This is a genomic window from Paenibacillus sp. TSA_86.1, from assembly GCF_052691815.1.
The window spans coordinates 594,207-612,305 of record NZ_JBQZGE010000002.1; the positions used below are offsets into that span (position 1 = coordinate 594,207).

An 18,099-nucleotide genomic window follows, 5' to 3' on the forward strand; every position below is an offset into this window, starting at 1 on the left:
GACAAACAGGACTCAATATGACCCGAAGCGCAGACCACATCATCAGTTTACTTTGTTTACCCAGCTACGTTGAATGAAGAAAACTAACCTAAACCTTCACAATGCTAACCCGTTAGGAGGCATCATCATATCTAATCAATCGCTGGAGGTGACTTGATCCCAATAGTCACCAACGAGACCTTCGATGATGGAGCCGCTGGCCCACGGCATCAGACAGAACCAAGTGCTTGCCGGCGTACCATCGGCATAAGTCTCCGTAACGAGTCCTTGCGAGTGACAAAAGCGCTCGGACATCCATCCTTTTTTGCCATAACCATATTCACCATCAACACGATTATAGGTTTGACATCCCCAAGCGACCGTATCATCCATACGCTGACGGATATAGTCATCCTCACGTTGCTGAAGATAATATAAAAGCTCATCGACGAGATTGCTCGACATGGGATGAATATGCGGATTAGCTACCGAAGTGACGCTTCCGCCCGAACTTGACCAGTTCAATGTACTCAGCGGCGGAATCTGCACCGGCGAGTTATAACAAAATTTAAAACTGAACTCGTAGCTGATGGCGTCTCTCATATGATGGAGTAACGTCTCCTCACCGGAGAGTGCATGCAGGAAACGGAGAGCTTTGATATATGCCAGAATACCTTCCGAATCCACTGCTTTGTCCGCATCAAGCGGAGCACCGTAACATTCCATCTGTTTCACATAGGCATGGTAATAATGTGTTTCACTGCGTCTCATTTCCTCCAAATCGGATAAATCATTGGTCAACCAGCTGTAATAAGCTTTCGCAGCGAGGCACCACGCCCCGCTAAAAGCGTCATACTCCAGGCCTGCACCCGTGCGCTCGGACAATATCGTCGGATATTCGCCATCCGCATTTTTGCTCCGTTCCAGGCATTCCAGTACTTGCTTCACATAGGCGAGCCAGTCATCATGTCTAATCTGCCTTATGCGGCATTCATAGTCATAACATTTCAGGATATAAAACATGGCTTGTGCAACGAGATAGGATGAGTGACCTGGTGTACGCATACCGTCAAACCACCAGCCTTTAATGCTCCATTTTCCATCCTGATAAGCATCATACGGAAGTCCTGACTCTGGATTCATCGCATTTTCGATAATGTTTGTGATACAGGACAAAGCCTGCTGACGCATGGGCTCATTGTTCTGACGCAATGCTGCAAGCAGCATGGGGGTTGCAATGGTCATGCCGTTGGTCCAACTGATCGAGATGATTTTGTTATATCGATACCCCCCGCTCTCCGGGTCTTCATACACAAAAGTAGAATAGTGACGGTCATCTGGAAGCCAGGCGTAGTCTCGAACAGCAGCGGACAGGTCGGATACGGCTGTGCGGATGTCGCTTCCTTGTCTAGGCTGTTCATGGTACTTTTGGTAGACATGTTCTAATGCAGGGTTAATACCCAAGGGCGAAGAGGAATCATAATCATATAGTTCAAGGGTGAACGCCACCGATTCTCCTGCTTCCAACACAAAGACGCTCTCTGCCAAGGCTGAGCGCTCGTGCACAAGTCTTGATTTGATAAACAGCAACGGAGCATTCTCATACCCTAAGGTATAACCAACGGTGCCTTTCTCGATTGAACATGTGAAACCTCCATATTGTAGAAAAGTTCCTGTTTGACCCGGATACCACGGCTGCTTCTGTCCACTATGCTTGCTTTCCACCCAATATGGGCTTGCGCTTAGTCCGACAATTCGGCCTGAATCATAAACAAGTGCAGCCGGATGCGATAAACGATCACTTCGAACCATCCACCAAGGGGATGAAGGGCGGGATGGTTTTCCGTCACGAATTCTTGGAAATTCGTTAGGTACATTTTGGGGTGCTTCTCCCCGATTACGACCATACATAAAGGCAGGCAGAAAAAATCTGGGCTGCTGTTTGTCAAAAGCAAGCTCTACATGAATCACTCCACTCCACCTTTGACTGTCTTCATTCTTAATGGTAATCTGTGCCTGCTTTGGTTCATCTGCACTTCCTGTCCCGGCACTCATATTTACGTCAGCCCGAAGATTATGCGTGCTCATTCCAGTATAGGCTGTCCCTTCCTGCCTTCTACTGCGTGCGGTAAAGATCAGTTCCATACAATCCTCCCTTTCTATTTCCCTACTCCTTCAGAAAACGCTTGCAAATTTTAAACCAAGATGCTAGGATGGTACCATTTTATAGGTTCAGGTTCGCAATTTCATTGCTTAGATCGTGATATTTATTGCGCCAAACGATTAGGAGGATTTCATGATATGAATGAATCGCAGGAGTACCAGTATGATCCCATTCAGATGGATCTGCTGTATCTGCATCGTGTCACGACCTACAATATGGGCACTTTCTACCATCGGCATAATGGATATGAGCTGTACATTTTTCTTCGTGGCAATGTGAATTTCTATATCGAGAATCGATGTTACCATCTGGAGCGAGGTGATCTTATTGTTTTAAGTCCAGAGGAAATGCATCGGTCCTTTGCACTCGACAAGAATGAATATGAACGAATCACAATTAATCTGCAAAAATCATATCTTAATCGTTTATCCACATCATCTACCAACCTCTCTGCCTGTTTTGAACATCGGCCTAAAGGTAAGGGGAATATCATTCATTTGAATGAAGAGGAGTTAGAGCAGTTTCTCAATCTTGCAACCCAAGTGGAGCAAATGTTGCTAATCTCAGACTACGGTGCGGATATTATGAGAAATATGCTGATCGCCCGACTGCTTCTCATGACCAATCTGGCTTTTAAACATACGGATTTTGTGCCCACCGACATTATGCCTGAACTGGTTCGTAATACGATGGACTATATCGAAACGAATCTGACCGAATCTCTAACACTTCAGCACTTATCAGAAAAACTATTTACCAACAGCAGTTATATCAGCCGTCAATTCAAAAAACACACCGGACTTACAATTCGAAACTATATTCTTACTCGCCGAATTGAGCTCGCCAAAAGTTGCCTAACTGAAGGCATGAGTATTACCGAGGCTTGTTATCAGTCTGGATTCGGCGATTATGCCAATTTTATTCGTACCTTTACCAAGCTGGTCGGAACATCGCCCGGCAAGTTTGCACGCAACCCTTCAGATTCAGAACTTCAATGATAGTTAAATAGTGAACATAAGTGTACATTGAGCAGAGTATCCAAGATTGGAGGAAAGCGATGGATATTATGAAAGGTACTTATGGTTTTCGATTTGCCGAAGATCGTGAACTTGACCTATGCAAGCTCTATGCAACGGGGAGCGATATCATTACTGATCCATCGTATTACTGGGATGGACTGGATCGAACGGATGGTCGTCTTCTATTATTTCAGTACACCCTTGCTGGAGAAGGTATTTATGAAAGTAAAGACCGTACATACCGTGTGACCTCCGGACAGGCTTTTCTTGCTGAGATCCCGAGCGCTCATCGATATTATTATCATCCAGAGTGTGCTGAGCCATGGCATTTCATCTTCCTACTCTTCCGTCCTGATCTTATTCAAGCTCATTGGCAGAAGTTTGTGCGAGAAGCAGGTGAGGTTGCTTCTCTCCCCATGGATTCGACTCCCATCCGACTGCTGCGAATGATTGTAACGGATGCTGCGGCTGGGCGGATAACGGACCCTTTGATTGCCTCATCCAGTGTGTATCAGTTCATGACAGAGCTTGTTCGCTTACAGACGACTGCACGTCATAATCGAGAGAACTGGCCGGAACATATTCAGCAGGCTACGAAGTATATCGAGACCGATTACGCCAGTATGATCAGCGTGGATCAGCTTGCAGAACGTGTTGCACTATCCAAATATCACTTTATTCGTAGATTCTCGGCCAGCACAGGCCTCACTCCAGGTGCCTATCTCACCCGTGTTCGAATCGAGAAAGCCATGGAATTACTTCGGGGCACGACACTAAGCATTGAACAGATCGCAGTACAAGTGGGATACTCCAGTGGAAGTTATTTTATCAAAGCTTTTCGAGGATTAACTGGACTCACACCGGGGGAATTTCGAAGCGGTGGCGAGAGTCTGGTATATCGGAAATTATTTTTCGACTAACCGCAATATATTGCTATTGAAGACTTAACATTACTGTAGATTATTGTATTTCTGTTCATTATGATAAATGTGACTAGAGCAATAATTTAAATTACGTTCAGGTAAAGGAGCCTTTCAATGGATCATACTCATGTTGCACCAACACCTCCTCTTGGCTGGAACAGCTGGGACTGCTACGGCGCTGCTGTCACTGAAAAGGAAATTCGTGGCAATGCGGAATACATGGCTACACATCTGAAAGAATATGGCTGGAGCTACATTACCGTTGATATTCAATGGTATGAACCTCTGGCAAACTCATCACAATACCGCCCGTTCGCTCCACTGATTATGGATGAGTACTCACGTCTGATGCCTGCAGAAAATCGCTTTCCTTCTGCTGCGGAGGGTCAGGGATTCAAACCACTTGCTGATTATGTTCACAGTTTGGGACTAAAATTCGGCATTCACATTATGCGCGGAATTCCAAGGCAAGCTGTTCATGCGAATATAGCTCTGTTGGGGACCAACTCTACCGCCCGTGAGATCGCTCATACCAACTCCATCTGTCCTTGGAACACGGATATGTATGGCGTGGATTACAACAAAGAAGGCGCCCAAGCCTATTATGATTCGCTATTTGAATTGTATGCTTCATGGGGTGTTGATCTGGTCAAAGTGGACGATATCGCTGCCTCCAGATTATATGACACACATCAGCCTGAGATTGAGATGATCTCGAAGGCGATCAAACGTGCTGGACGTCCCATGGTATTAAGTCTGTCTCCCGGTCCTGCCCCCGTGGAATACGCTGAATTCTTCGCGGAACAGGCTAACATGTGGCGGGTAACGGATGATTTCTGGGATCAATGGCCACTTTTGCTAGATATGTTCGACCGCTGCCGTAAGTGGCAGGGCCTTCCTAAGGAGGGATGTTGGCCGGATTGTGATATGTTGCCTCTGGGGCACATTGGTATTCGCTCTGTGGATGGAGGTGGAGCCGATCGGTGGACAAGATTCACTAAGGATGAGCAATTGACGATGATGTCTCTGTGGAGTATCTTCCGTTCTCCTCTCATCTTTGGCGGCGAGCTACGAGATAACGACGACTGGACGCTGTCTTTGCTAACGAACCGCGAGGTTCTGCGTATGCATCGTGAGAGTTATGATGCCAAAGAAGCGCTGCGCCAGGAAGATCTGATCGTATGGACTGCTGCACATGACGATGGGTCCACTTATGTAGCACTGTTTAATGTCGGAGAGCAGCAAGCGCTGCCTGTAGAACTTAACATGGAGAGCATTGGTTTATCACCTTCCATGGCAAGCCAAGGTACTGAACTATGGAGCGGCCATGAGGCACAAGTTGACGGGAAAATTTTACGTGCAGATGTGCCTTCGCATGGTGTGCGTCTCTACCATTTCGCTTGAGCCATTCTATCAAAAGAAGAGGCTTGTCATTAATGACAAACCTCTTTTTCTGCTTTCTGAAACGATACAAACCGTAGACGGCTTGTTATATGAAGAACCTGCATCAGATCGATGTTGATGATTCATTCTTTCGTGCTTGGAATTTACGATCAAAGTGCCACCGATACACCAAAGTCATCACGACAACCATAAAAGCAAGTAAAATAAATAGGTTACTATATACAGAAGCAGATGACAGGCTGATAAAAGGATTCAAATGCAACTGCTGCGCTCCTCCGTCGATGACTTTGCCAAGAACGGTTGTAGATACAGAAGCCGCGATGAAATTAAACATTGACAGTAACCCCATACCAATGCCGACCTGTTCTTTGGAAAGGGTCTGTGCGATCGTATTGGACAGCCCTATTTGCATATACGATTGACCAAGAACCGCCAGGATTAGAAAAGATGAAATGAAAAACAGCGATATACCGTTAGCAAACGATAAACTTACAAAGCCGATAACAAGCATCGTTGAGGCTGTATAAATCAAATAGACATTGCCTTTATCATCAGCTAACTTTCCTCCTCGTCTTCCCAGTAATGCTGCAATCAGAGCCGAAGGTAACATAATTAGACCTGTCAGAGCCGGATAAGCATCATACACATGGGTTAACAGTTGCGGGATAATAAATGGAATGCTAAATCCACATGCAACTAACACAAATGAAATAATCATTCCCCATGTATAGGAGCGGTTGCGAAAAACAGCTGGTTGCACAAACGGTGATGCTGCATGGAGAATACGAAGGATAAACAATGCTAACGCTACAATGCCCAGTAGCAAATACCACAAATTTAATTGAGTCAGTGCGAGCAAAATGCCTCCAATGCTTACGGCGAGCAGTATACCTCCGAGATAGTCCATCTTTTCATACCCTCCCCTCTCATCATTCAAATACTTTCTATAGAAGGGGAGCGTCAACAGCGAAAGTAGCGGAATCGCAAATAGAAACTTCCAATTTAGTGCACTGGATACGAATCCGGCAACAATAGGACCTAACGCAGATCCCAGGGCGATTCCGATCGCAGAAGTACCGAGTGCCTGACCACGCTTGTTCGGCGGAAAATATCGAACTGGTATAATCATGGCCAGAGCTGGAATGACGGCAGCCCCTGCGGCCTGAATCAGACGAGCCAAAATAATCATAAAGTAGGAAGTAGAAAGAATTCCTATAACGGAGCCAGTAGCCAACAATAAGAGTCCAAATGTGATTAAATGTTTAATACTATATCGATCTGTTAGCTTCCCGTAAGTGACTGTACCAACGGCGTATACAATTAAATATCCAGTAACGATCCAGCTTGTCTCAGAAGCCGATCGTTCGAATTGATCTCCAATGACGGGTAAGACAACATTAAACATCATTCCGTTCATTACAGAGATGATCAAAGTGAAGACAAGCACGCGAAGTAGTGCAGTTTCTTTGCCCGTTGCAGATGTATCCTGGATCTCTAAACTCTCTGTGGTCTTCATCGTTTCCCTCTTTTCCTTACGTTACTAAAAAAATACGCGAAATTGACTGTCAGTACTTACTGTCATAATATAACTTAAAATACTAGGGCGTTAGCGCCCTAGTGAACGTCCATACACTTTCGGTAATCACATCTTCTAATGAAAGCCACGGAAAATGTACATGATCCTCCATATGGTTAATAAACAAGCCATAATTCAATGCCATGAAGGAGAAAGCCTGTAATTCAGCGTTGATCTGAATCACCTTGCCTTGCTCGTACATCGTTTGCAGATATCGGGTTAAAAGCTCAAGTAACTGCTGGGGATGTCTTATCGTTCGTGTTCTTAACTCCGGCAAATGATTCATTTCCTTCAGACTGATCATGAATAGTTTACGGTTCTTATGCATGATTTCATGATAGGTTTTACTGACTAACAATAAGTCAGAATGCAGATTCCACACTACTTTTTCCTCAAAAAGTCGTGTCATTTCTGCGGAATAATGATATTCGTCAAATGCGCTCTCCAGCAGATTTTGTTTCGTACCAAAGTGGCGAAATAACGTCTTCTCACTTACGCCGGCGGTTAAGGCAATCTCCTGCGTTGTAACACTTTTATATCCCTTTACCGAGATCAGCTCAATCGCCGTTAACATTAACTTCTCTCTTGTGTTCCGTTTACTTGAATTGGACATTAAGCTCTCCTTATACTCGAATGTCAGTGATCACTGTCATAAAAGAAGACTACCTTTTGAATCACTCTTTGTCAAGTACTTCAACTCCTTTCTGTTCCATCGCATGTGCAGCAAGTTGGAAAGCTCGAATCCTTCTTTCGAGCAATGTATATTGAGGTGTTCCAGTTGCAGACTTCTCCATCATTCGTTCAAGAGAAGGAAGGAGATTTATTATTACATGACGTGCCTCGGATACTTCCAAGCTGTCGTAATGTTGGTCTCCTTTCCCACTCCAGTCATGTTCCAATATATGTAAACTGATAATCAACGCATGAAGCCGTTTCTCTATAACAGATGTATTTGCTCCTTTCTCCACCATATTTTGCAACGCGTTTTTCGACTTGCGTATCACTGACTGAAAAGCTTCAATCGATTGTCGTTGTACAATTTCAGATAAGGGTTCGATCACAGGCACATGCTCCTTTGCAGGGGATTTATAACGTTGTTATATGGATAATAGCTACCATATATTCATTGTTTTCAGAAATCCTATTATAGTCCCATATGCAATCCATGTACAAAATAAAAAAAGCCGCATATGCGACTTTTTTGTTCATCCACAATTTGAATGTAATTAGAGCACCTTTTCCAAAAAGCTGATTGTGCGTTCATTCTGCGGTTTGCCGAAGATCTGTTCAGGATTTCCTTCCTCAACAATATATCCGCCATCCATAAAAATAACCCGATCCGCAACTTCGCGGGCAAAGCCCATCTCATGCGTAACAATCATCATGGTCATGCCTTCTCTTGCGAGATCCTTCATGACACCAAGCACCTCTCCAACCATCTCTGGGTCAAGTGCCGATGTAGGTTCATCGAACAACATAACATCCGGGTTCATCGCGAGTGCACGAGCAATAGCTACGCGCTGCTTCTGTCCGCCCGAGAGCTGACTTGGAAAGCTCTCCGCTTTATCTGAAAGACCGACACGGTCAAGCAAGCGAAGCGCGGTGTCCCTAGCCTGTGCTTGATTTAATTTACCAAGTTCCATTGGCGCGAACATAATATTTTTGAGCACACTAAAGTGAGGAAATAGATTAAAGTGCTGGAATACCATACCAATGTTCTCACGGGCTTTGTTAAGATCGGTGTCACGACTGTTCAAGTCCTGATCATCGACGATCACACGGCCTGCAGTAATGTCCTCCAGACAGTTGATGCAACGAAGAAATGTACTTTTTCCCGAACCGGATGGGCCGATGACACATACAACCTCGCCTTCATTAACAGCAATGTCGATCCCTTTCAGCACCTGATTGGAACCGAAGCTTTTCTTCAGACCTTCTACTTTAATTTTAGTCACGGCGAATCTTCACCTCCAGATAATCGGCAAGTCTAGTCAGTGTAATGATAACAATCAAGTACATTACCGCTACCGTTAACCATATGTCAAACGAGGATAAGGTTCTGGCAATAATGATTTTACCCGACTGTGTAAGCTCAACCAGCCCGATTACGGACAAAATGGATGTATCTTTGAGCGTAATGACCATCTGGTTAATAAATGAAGGAATCATCACACGAACGGCTTGAGGAATGACAATTTTCATCATCGCTTTGCGATATGGAAGACCTAGTGAGCGAGCAGCCTCCATCTGTCCACGATCAATCGATTGAATCCCCCCACGGATAATCTCAGTAACGTACGCTCCGGCATTTAAGCTCAGCGTCAGAATCGCTGCAAGGAACAGCGGCATCGTAAAGCCAAATGCCTGAGGAATACCAAAGTAAATGAAGAACGCGAGTACAAGCAACGGAATACCACGGAAAATATCAACGAATACGGTGGCAATGCCGCGCAAAAATCTGTTACGTCCTACTTTCATAAAGGCGAAGATCAAACCGATAATAAACGCAAAGAATAGAGACATGATGGTGTATAAAAGTGTATTCCCCAAACCTTTCAACAAAGCCGGAAAAGATTTGTATATAAGTTCCATACGCCCCAATTGTGCAACTGACTCTGCGTTATCACCTATATACTTATCTACAATACGCTTGTATTCACCGCTCTCCTTGATGTTTGCAAGGCCTGCGTTAAACTTTTGCAGCAGCTCCTGGTTTTTTCCTTTACTTACGGCAAAGCCGTAAGGTGCACCTTTTTCTGGTTCTGTGACAACTTTCAGTCCGTTTTTCTGATTCTCCCCGTATTTCAACACAGGGAAGTCATCAAAACATGCTGCAGAATTCCCCGTTTTCACATCATCATACATCTGTGCTGAATCATCAAAAGGTACAATGGTAAACCCATACTTTGATGCGTTCGCTTCAGCAAAACGATAGCCTTCCGTCCCCGTTTTTACAGCTACCTTTTTGCCACGAAGATCTTCATAGCTTTTTATCGTATCATTATTGACTTTAACGCCCATAACCACGCCCGATTCAAAATACATATCGGAAAAATCGAATTTGGTTTTTCGTTCATCCGTAATACTCATACCTGCAATGACGCCATCCACCTGATTCGATTCCAGTGCCTGAACGGCAGCATTAAATCCTAAGGCTTTGATCTCATATTTAAAATTCTGATCCTTGGCGATCGCTGCCATGATATCCATATCGATGCCGACAAAGTCGCCGTTAATTTCCTGAAATTCAAACGGTGCAAAGGTAATATCGGTACCGATCGTATAGGTTTTGCCCGAATCCGACTGTGCCTGCACACTTCCCGTCCAACCTGTAAAGCCGGACACCAGAAGCAGCACCATGGTAAGTATAAGTATTGTAATCCTGTTATTCTTCATATGTCCTCCTCGTCTTGACGTCATGCCATACGTATGTCCCGAATCATGCTAAGGTTATTATTCTCAGCTCTTGACCAATCAATGCCCTTTCTACCCACCTTCATTTTTGTTTCCATGGCATTTCTTCAATCCACTTGTAAAAGTCCTCTTATACTTACCCTGAAGGTCAGGTTAGCGAAACCTAAACTTTAAATTTGAAACATTAAAATGCAAAAAAGCCGCAAAATGCGACTTTTTAGCTATCTTATAGACAAGCATTAATTCCCAATCGATAAACTTTAATTCTTAAGATCGATCAGCAGTGTTTCAAAAATAGTATCATTTCGTTTATATCGTGGGTTCATACTTTATTTTAACGTAATCTCAAAGACTGATCCCGCTTCACCCGCAAAGACAAGGTAGCCTCTCTCGGGTAGTACCACTGTCGTTTGACCACTGACTACGCTATGATTCAGACTGGCTCCAGACGCATCATACACAACAAATGAACCATCGGAAGGTAAGTTCACTTTCATTTCTTTCCCGCGAGCCGTAGTCGGAATCGAAAACCATTTGGCGTAACCATCCGACTGAATCGTCGTTTTTGATTGCCGACCTGCATAGACCGGTTTCACGATATCCTGGCTGGCATATACATTGCCTCCTTGTGAGACATATTCCACACCGTCTTGCTTGAAAAAAGTGAATTCCATCGTATCACGACCCGCTACACCCGGAATCTGCAATTGGTTCATAGCTTGATCCCTATCTGTAATGGCATTCGTATAAATATACCCTGGTAACTCACTTAACAACTGAATAGGAATAAGCGGCATTGCTGTATTATATAGAGTCGAGGTATGTTTTTCATTAACGAGTACATACGTTTTACCCACACGCGCTTGCCAGGCAGCTTTAGCTTCGCCCGACAATGGATTGGCTTGAAGCTTCTCAGCCTTATACTCCGAAGAAGCAAGTTGCCCGAGTCCAGGTACCGATTGATACGAACGTGTCCAAAGATACGTATTTCCGTTATCTTCCTTAACCAACTTTAGTTTCTCCGTACCTGTTTCATTTACAAAAGAACCGTCAGCAATATAGGTGTAAGACTCTTTCGGGCTATTTGGTGCCGCTAACATCGACATCGTGAGTTGCCCATTTTCCTGCACATCCAGTTTTATTAACGTATTGGCTCCGCCGCCATAGATTCCGGAATAGTTCATTTCTTCTTTCGGCATAACCGCTTTTACAGGTACTCCATGCGACTTCTCCGCTTTACGCTCTGGAATCAGCTTCTTTTCTTCCAGGCTACTTAACAACAACTCTGTTGCAATCAATTGATTCGTTGAACTTGAACCTCCTGAAGATGTAACGGCTGCAGCCATGTTATGCTCAGGCAACACAATCAGAGAAGCATGATAGGCGATTGTATTTCCACCTTTAGTCCATGCCTTGATGCCGTATTGATTAAATGGAAACAAGTTCACACTATCCCATCCCAAACCGTAAGCAATAGATGAGTCGCCGTCCTCCGGCCACACTCCCCGTTTGTACTCTTCTTGCCCGGTAGCTTTCGCTGATTTTTTGGATAGAACACCATTCTTCTCATTTGTGAATACTTGTGACAGCTTCACCAAATCTTCGGCTGTGGAATAGATGCCGCCTGAAGCAATCATGTTGGTTGTCTCCAACGGCTGTTGTTCTTTTTTGGCAGAGTATGTCGTTGCCATTTGTTTCAGATTCAACGGATCTTGCGGTGTTTTGGTATGATCCATGCCAAGAGGTGTTGTGATATTACGATGCATGAATTCCGTAAAACTCAAACCGCTCACTCGCTCCACCAGAATCTCGGCTAAAGAAAACCCATCATTACTATAGACCGAGTAGGCTCCAGGATCTGCCTTCAAATGCTGTGAGGCTAACTGATCCAGCAAAGTGTCATGTGCGTGCGTATCCGCATCTTCGAAGAGAATAGCACTGTTACTGGATGTGCCAAGCAATCCCGATGAATGATTTAACAGCATACGTATTGTAATCTGAGCATAACGCTTGTCCTTCATTTTAAAATCAGGAATATAGTTAACCACTGGATCATCCAGTTTCACTTTACCATCGTCCACCAGCTTCATTATCGCGGTTGTGAGGAACATTTTACTTGTTGATCCTATGCCATACATCGTTTCTGACGTAAGTGGTATACTCTTGGCAGGGTCGTTGATCCCTGTTTGTCCTGAGAGAACGATCTCTCCTCCATCCATAAGTGCGTACTGTACACTCGCGACACCGTAGGTTTCGGTTAGTGTTTTGGTTTTCGCGGTGACTGCTTTTTGAGTCAACCCGTAGTCTAGTTTACCTGGAACCTCGGCTGCATATGCAGCTGTGGGAGTTAACATTGCAAATGCCAAGGTCATGGCGACGAGGGACGTTCTTTTTTTTCGTGTCAAATTCATCTTCTCCTATTCTGCTCTATGGTCGTCGTGTTTGAGCTGTTACCTAACGCAGTATAAGTGTTGAAAATGAACTGCCCACGTCCTGAATATGAACTGAAGATGAACCGTCAAATAAATATATAATAGCGATTCATCATTGCAGATTGAACTGTGATCATGATAATATTCCTACAATGGAACGCCCAAAAACCCATCATGTTCAAGTAATATGCAATCCATAATTTCAACAACAACGGAGTTGTTATAATAATGTTAAAAGTGAACCGAAATGATGACCGTCCGATCTGGCAGCAGCTGCTTGATCAGGCTATTCACAACATTACAACCGGGAACTGGCCTCCAGGTGAACTGCTGCTTCCGTCGCGTGAGTTAGCCGGGCGAATCGGTGTTTCGCGATCTACCATTCAGATCGTTTACGAAGAATTATTCAGCCGGGGTTATACGGTAACCTCACGTCGCGGCGGAACAAGAGTCAGCCGCTCGATCCAGGTGCTCCGTTCTTTAGAAGAGGAGCCACCGTCCGGGCCTGTACCGCCCGCACTGCCTGTAGTACACGAATCCATTGCCAAGCTGCAGAGCTGGTTTGGTGATCGAGATGCAACGCAGGTGGACATTGATTTTAACCCGCACGAGCCATACATAGATGAAACGTTCACGCAATCCTGGAGAAAATCATTTTTGCAGGTGTCAGCTGAACCCAACCTCGATATTTGGTCGTATGGCGATGCCCGAGGTTTCCTGCCGCTGCGAGAACAGATCCAACGATACTTGTCACTGGAACGAGGAATTCATATTGAAGTTGATCAGATTTTGTTAACTTCAGGTGCACAGCACAGTATTGATTTGATTGCTCAGGCACTTCTGACTGGAGGAGACAAAGTAACCGTGGAGGACCCCGGTTTTCCTGCCGCTTGGACCACCATGAGATACCGCGGTATGCAGATCGATGCCGTACCGGTTGATGAGCAGGGGCTGTGCATAGATCGCATCCACCCAGAATCCAGGCTCGTATTTGTCACCCCTTCGCATCAATGCGCCGCTGGTGTTATTATGTCAGAGCCTCGCAGGCAGCAATTATTACACTTGGCAGGTCAACGGGGAATGTGGATTATTGAGGACGATTACGACAGTGAATTCAGATACCGTGGAGATCCGCTTCCAACCCTGTTCAGTCAACTGCCTCAGAACACGCTTTATATGATGAGTTTTTCCAAAATGATCGCACCCGGTATTCGGTTGTCCGCGATTATAGGACCTAAAGTAGCCATGGATCGGCTTACACAGGTTCATGAATTGACCTATCGCCATCTACCCATTATGGAGCAGCTAACGTTGAATCATTTTATTGAGCGGGGGCACTTTATGCGCCATATGAGAAGGGTTCGTAACGTTTATCGCCGCAGACACGAGGTCATGACCAGAGCCATCCATTCTTCCGGTCTTAGTTCGCGTTTTAGATTAAGCGGTGTAGAAACGGGATTACATATGCTGCTTGAAGCAGATAACCCATGTGATGAAGCAGCAATAACCTCTGCCGCCCGCAGGCAGGGCGTCTGTGTTTATCCACTGAGCAGATATTGCCTGGAGAGTGATCGTAAGGGGTGGGTATTAGGTTTTGCAAAAGTAGATGAGGAACGAATCGAAGAAGGCATCTCCCGATTGGCCAGCACCGTATTATAACAATTGAATACAGCCCGCAGGCAATCCAAAATCAATAAGAAGATTGCAGACGGGCTGTATCTATTTATGAGGTGAACGAGGCCCCTGTTTCGTACAGGGGAAATCGAGATGTGATCTCGCGCACACAACCTGATATGTGCTGCTTTACTTTAGTGTTCGCTGGGTTTTTAAAAGCAAGCGCGATAAGCTCGGCGATTTCTTTCATCTCCCCGGCGCCAAGTCCTCTGGTTGTCATAGCCGGAGTTCCAAACCGAATACCGCTTGTAACTAACGGACTTGCTGTATCATAAGGAATCGAATTTTTATTTGCCGTGATGCCTGCTTCATCCAGCATAATTTGAGCATCTTTCCCCGTAAGGCCAACGCTGCGCAGATCAACAAGAATGAGATGATTATCGGTCCCTCCAGAAACAAGCGAAAGCCCTTCATTGATTAGCGTTTCTGCCATTACTTTGGCATTATTCAGAACGTTTCTCATATAAACCGTGAAATCAGATTGCATGGCTTCCCCAAAAGCGACTGCTTTTCCCGCAATAATATGCATAAACGGCCCGCCCTGTGTTCCCGGAAAAACAGCTTTATCGATGGCCTGTGCCCAGGATTCCTTACACAAAATAGCACCTCCACGCGGACCTCGCAGCGTCTTGTGTGTCGTGGTTGATACAATATGTGCATGCGGTACGGGGTTAGGGTGTAATCCTGCTGCAACAATGCCCGCAATGTGTGCCATATCTACAAATAGTAAGGCACCCACTTCGGAAGCAATTTGAGCAAAAAGCTCGAAATCAATGCGCCTCGGGTATGCACTTCCGCCTGCAACGATCATTCGTGGACGATGTTTGTGAGCCAGTTTTCGAACTTCGTCAAAGTCAATAAGACCCGTTTCTGGATCAACACCATAGGGAACAAAGTGATAAAACATTCCTGAAAAATTAACAAGATTTCCATGGGTCAAATGACCGCCATGAGCAAGATTCATTCCAAGAATCGTATCACCCATCCGGGCCGAGGCAAGATATACAGCCATATTCGCCTGTGAACCGGAATGAGGCTGCACATTCGCATGTTCAGCACCAAATAGTTGTTTCAAGCGGTGATTAGCAATATCCTCTACCGTATCAACATGCTCGCATCCACCATAATATCTTCTGCCCGAATAGCCCTCTGCATATTTATTGGTTAATACGCTGGCCGTGGCCTCCATTACGGCTTGGCTCACAAAATTCTCTGAAGCAATCAATTCTATCGTATCCCGCTGTCTTGCAAGCTCGTGACGGGTTGCTGCTGCCAAAGTTTTATCTTGATTCTCTATATGTTTTAACATCTTGACCATCATCCCTTCCTTTTTCTTAAGCATTCGTTCCAAGTTGTTTTTTTCCAAATTTATAATGGATTAGAAGATGGGCCATGACTCCAGCCACAAGTCCCCAAAATGCACCGCCGATACCAAACAAAGTTACATTAGCGGCTGTTGCTAAAAATGTAATCAATGCCGTTTCCCGTCCGTTCGGATCCGCCAAAGCGTTAGCCAGGCTACCGCCGATCGTTCCAAGCAAAGCCAGTCCTGCTAAGGTGGCGATAAAAGCTGCTGGAAGAATTAAAAATAATGCGGCTAAGGTTACACCAAAAATTCCCACAGTTATGTAGAAAACTCCGCAGGCAATGCCCGCAATATAACGCTTGGACGCATCTTCATGCGCATCTTTTCCTGTACATATGGCTGCGGTAATGGCTGCCACGTTAAATGCATGTGAGCCGAATGGTGCAGCGATTAGTGAACCCAGTCCGGTTACCGTTAATATAGGGTTGGCACTCGTTCGAAAACCATCATTGCGGAGAACCAGCATACCTGGCATGTACTGCCCCGTCAGCGTAATAATAAATAACGGCAGGGCCACACCGAGCAACGCTTGAATTGAGAATTCAGGCGCAGTGAATACAGGTAAAGCGACCGCGAGCTGAATGGAGCTAAAATCGGTTTTCCCCATAATCATCAGATAGATCAGGCCGAGAACCAATATACCAACGATGGCATAGCGAGATGTAAACCGTTTTAACACGATGTAAGTGGTGAACAACAGAATAACCAATCCAGGTTCGACCTTGGCCCCTTCAAACGCGGAGATACCAAACTGGAGTAAAATTCCTGCAAGTAAACCGGAAGCGATCCCTGGCGGAATTAATCGCACGAACCGTTCGAACAAGCCAGACATGCCCAAAATGACAAAACCAACGGCGGATATCATATAAGCACCTATGGCTTCAGAATAAGGAGTTACAGCCAGCATGGAGACAAGGAAGGCTGCAGCTGGGGTAGACCACGCTGTTATGATAGGTTCTTTATAGCGATAACTAAGCCAAATCCCTGTGATCCCCACGCCAATCGAAATGGACCATATCCAGGAAGCAGTCATTTCCGGGCTTAACCCTGCTGCTTTAGCTGCTTGAAACACAAGAATGAAGGTCCCTCCATAATTGACAATTACAGAAATTAGAGCGGCGGTCACTGGCGATATCAAATCGCGCCCGCGAATCTTATTAAATGCTGTTTTCAATGTAAACCCCTGCCCCTCAACTAATCTTCTATCTTTTTATGTTCGTTCCAGTAATATTCATCGGGCAGATAACGTGGGCCAAATACATTGGTTCCGACACGAACAATGGTCGCTCCCTCTTCAATCGCCATACTGAAATCACCCGACATGCCCATCGATAACATGCCCATGTCGACACGCGGGATGTTTCTCTCTCTGATCTGCATACTGAGCTGTTTCAACAACCGAAAACATTGGCGTGTCTCATCAGCTGATGCATGCAGCTTCCCTATCGTCATTAATCCTTTTACATTCAGTGTTTCAAATTGAGACAATTGTTCAACGAGCTTCACTGCATCCTCTGGAGAAGCACCGAATTTACTTTCTTCATAGGACGTATTAATTTGTACAAGAATGTCCATGGTCCGCTGTTCTTTGACAAGCTGGTCATGTAACACCTGCCCGAGCTTCAGACGATCCACCGAATGGATCATTGTCACATACTTCACAACCTCCTTTACTTTATTCGTCTGCAGATGTCCGATAAAATGCCATTCCACCGCTTTGGACTGCTCCATAAGAGGATATTTATCTCGCAATTCCTGTACCTTGTTTTCTCCAAACAGCTGTTCACCTGCCTGCACAGCGACCTGTAACTTCTCAAGCGGTACCGTTTTCGTCGCTAAAAGCAGCTGCACATCGTTTACATTTCGTCCAGAAGCCTTGCAAGCCAGTTCCATTTGTTTTCTAACCATCTTTAAATTTTCTTCAACCGGATGATCCAAGCAAAGATGCCCCTTTCTACTCACCATTTGAATGACAGTATAACAATCTATGGACTGAATATGTATATCCAAAGATATAATTTTTGTGCAATCCAAAATTCAGCAATTTGCAATTGGAGTCACGAATGAGCCTGATTCGAGTTAAACCATCTATGATTTTCACGATAAAAAATCCCGTTCCGGCTTTATCAGCCAGAGCGGGATTCGTGT

Annotated in this window: 14 protein-coding genes; 4 read left to right on the plus strand and 10 right to left on the minus strand. The window is 45.0% G+C overall.

Going from position 1 to position 18,099, the window contains the following annotated elements; all coding sequences use genetic code 11:
* Positions 1 to 135: 135 nt before the first annotated feature.
* On the minus strand, positions 136 to 2,124 hold the full coding sequence (locus tag ACUTVW_RS08650; protein WP_445645391.1) for a hypothetical protein: 1,989 nt from the start codon (positions 2,122 to 2,124) through the stop codon (positions 136 to 138).
* A 156-nt stretch (positions 2,125 to 2,280) separates the two neighbouring features.
* Here ACUTVW_RS08650 and ACUTVW_RS08655 point away from each other — a divergent pair, with 156 nt between their 5' ends.
* The 3 genes from ACUTVW_RS08655 (at position 2,281) to ACUTVW_RS08665 (ending at position 5,489) form a co-directional block, all read left to right on the plus strand.
* Positions 2,281 to 3,141, plus strand: a complete 861-nt coding sequence (locus ACUTVW_RS08655) for a helix-turn-helix domain-containing protein (protein ID WP_445645392.1) — start codon at positions 2,281 to 2,283, stop codon at positions 3,139 to 3,141.
* A gap of 59 nt (positions 3,142 to 3,200) precedes the next feature.
* Positions 3,201 to 4,082, plus strand: a complete 882-nt coding sequence (locus ACUTVW_RS08660) for a helix-turn-helix domain-containing protein (protein ID WP_445645393.1) — start codon at positions 3,201 to 3,203, stop codon at positions 4,080 to 4,082.
* Between the two features lie 117 nt (positions 4,083 to 4,199).
* Positions 4,200 to 5,489 carry a glycoside hydrolase family 27 protein gene (locus ACUTVW_RS08665; RefSeq protein ID WP_445645394.1) on the plus strand — a complete coding sequence of 430 codons (1,290 nt, stop codon included), beginning with the start codon at positions 4,200 to 4,202 and terminating at the stop codon, positions 5,487 to 5,489.
* Positions 5,490 to 5,592: 103 nt separating this feature from the next.
* Here ACUTVW_RS08665 and ACUTVW_RS08670 read toward each other — a convergent pair whose 3' ends face one another.
* From ACUTVW_RS08670 to ACUTVW_RS08695, 6 genes are all read right to left on the minus strand, one after another.
* Complete coding sequence (locus ACUTVW_RS08670; RefSeq protein ID WP_445645395.1) at positions 5,593 to 7,005, minus strand: MFS transporter; 1,413 nt, start codon at positions 7,003 to 7,005, stop codon at positions 5,593 to 5,595.
* 82 nt (positions 7,006 to 7,087) lie between these two features.
* Complete coding sequence (locus ACUTVW_RS08675) at positions 7,088 to 7,678, minus strand: TetR/AcrR family transcriptional regulator (RefSeq protein ID WP_445645396.1); 591 nt, start codon at positions 7,676 to 7,678, stop codon at positions 7,088 to 7,090.
* A 61-nt stretch (positions 7,679 to 7,739) separates the two neighbouring features.
* Positions 7,740 to 8,126 carry a hypothetical protein gene (locus ACUTVW_RS08680; protein WP_445645397.1) on the minus strand — a complete coding sequence of 129 codons (387 nt, stop codon included), beginning with the start codon at positions 8,124 to 8,126 and terminating at the stop codon, positions 7,740 to 7,742.
* 165 nt (positions 8,127 to 8,291) lie between these two features.
* Positions 8,292 to 9,020: an amino acid ABC transporter ATP-binding protein gene (locus tag ACUTVW_RS08685; protein WP_445645398.1), complete on the minus strand. Its 729-nt coding sequence runs from the start codon at positions 9,018 to 9,020 to the stop codon at positions 8,292 to 8,294.
* Positions 9,013 to 10,461, minus strand: a complete 1,449-nt coding sequence (locus ACUTVW_RS08690; protein ID WP_445645399.1) for an amino acid ABC transporter substrate-binding protein/permease — start codon at positions 10,459 to 10,461, stop codon at positions 9,013 to 9,015. Before ACUTVW_RS08690 ends, ACUTVW_RS08685 begins: the two co-directional genes overlap by 8 nt.
* Positions 10,462 to 10,808: 347 nt before the next feature.
* Positions 10,809 to 12,890 carry a serine hydrolase domain-containing protein gene (locus ACUTVW_RS08695; RefSeq protein ID WP_445645400.1) on the minus strand — a complete coding sequence of 694 codons (2,082 nt, stop codon included), beginning with the start codon at positions 12,888 to 12,890 and terminating at the stop codon, positions 10,809 to 10,811.
* 249 nt (positions 12,891 to 13,139) lie between these two features.
* On the opposite strand from ACUTVW_RS08695, the gene pdxR reads away from it, so the two are divergent.
* Positions 13,140 to 14,570 carry a MocR-like pyridoxine biosynthesis transcription factor PdxR gene (gene pdxR, locus ACUTVW_RS08700; protein WP_445645401.1) on the plus strand — a complete coding sequence of 477 codons (1,431 nt, stop codon included), beginning with the start codon at positions 13,140 to 13,142 and terminating at the stop codon, positions 14,568 to 14,570.
* A gap of 64 nt (positions 14,571 to 14,634) precedes the next feature.
* Here pdxR and glyA read toward each other — a convergent pair whose 3' ends face one another.
* The 3 genes from glyA to ACUTVW_RS08715 are packed head-to-tail and all read right to left on the minus strand — an operon-like array spanning position 14,635 to position 17,889.
* A complete protein-coding gene (gene glyA / locus ACUTVW_RS08705) occupies positions 14,635 to 15,894 on the minus strand; it encodes a serine hydroxymethyltransferase (RefSeq protein ID WP_445645402.1) in 1,260 nt (419 codons plus the stop codon).
* Positions 15,895 to 15,919: 25 nt separating this feature from the next.
* A complete protein-coding gene (locus ACUTVW_RS08710; RefSeq protein ID WP_445645403.1) occupies positions 15,920 to 17,125 on the minus strand; it encodes a benzoate/H(+) symporter BenE family transporter in 1,206 nt (401 codons plus the stop codon).
* Positions 17,126 to 17,145: 20 nt separating this feature from the next.
* Positions 17,146 to 17,889, minus strand: coding sequence for a YggS family pyridoxal phosphate-dependent enzyme (locus ACUTVW_RS08715; protein ID WP_445645404.1), 744 nt, complete (start codon positions 17,887 to 17,889; stop codon positions 17,146 to 17,148).
* Positions 17,890 to 18,099: the final 210 nt, after the last annotated feature.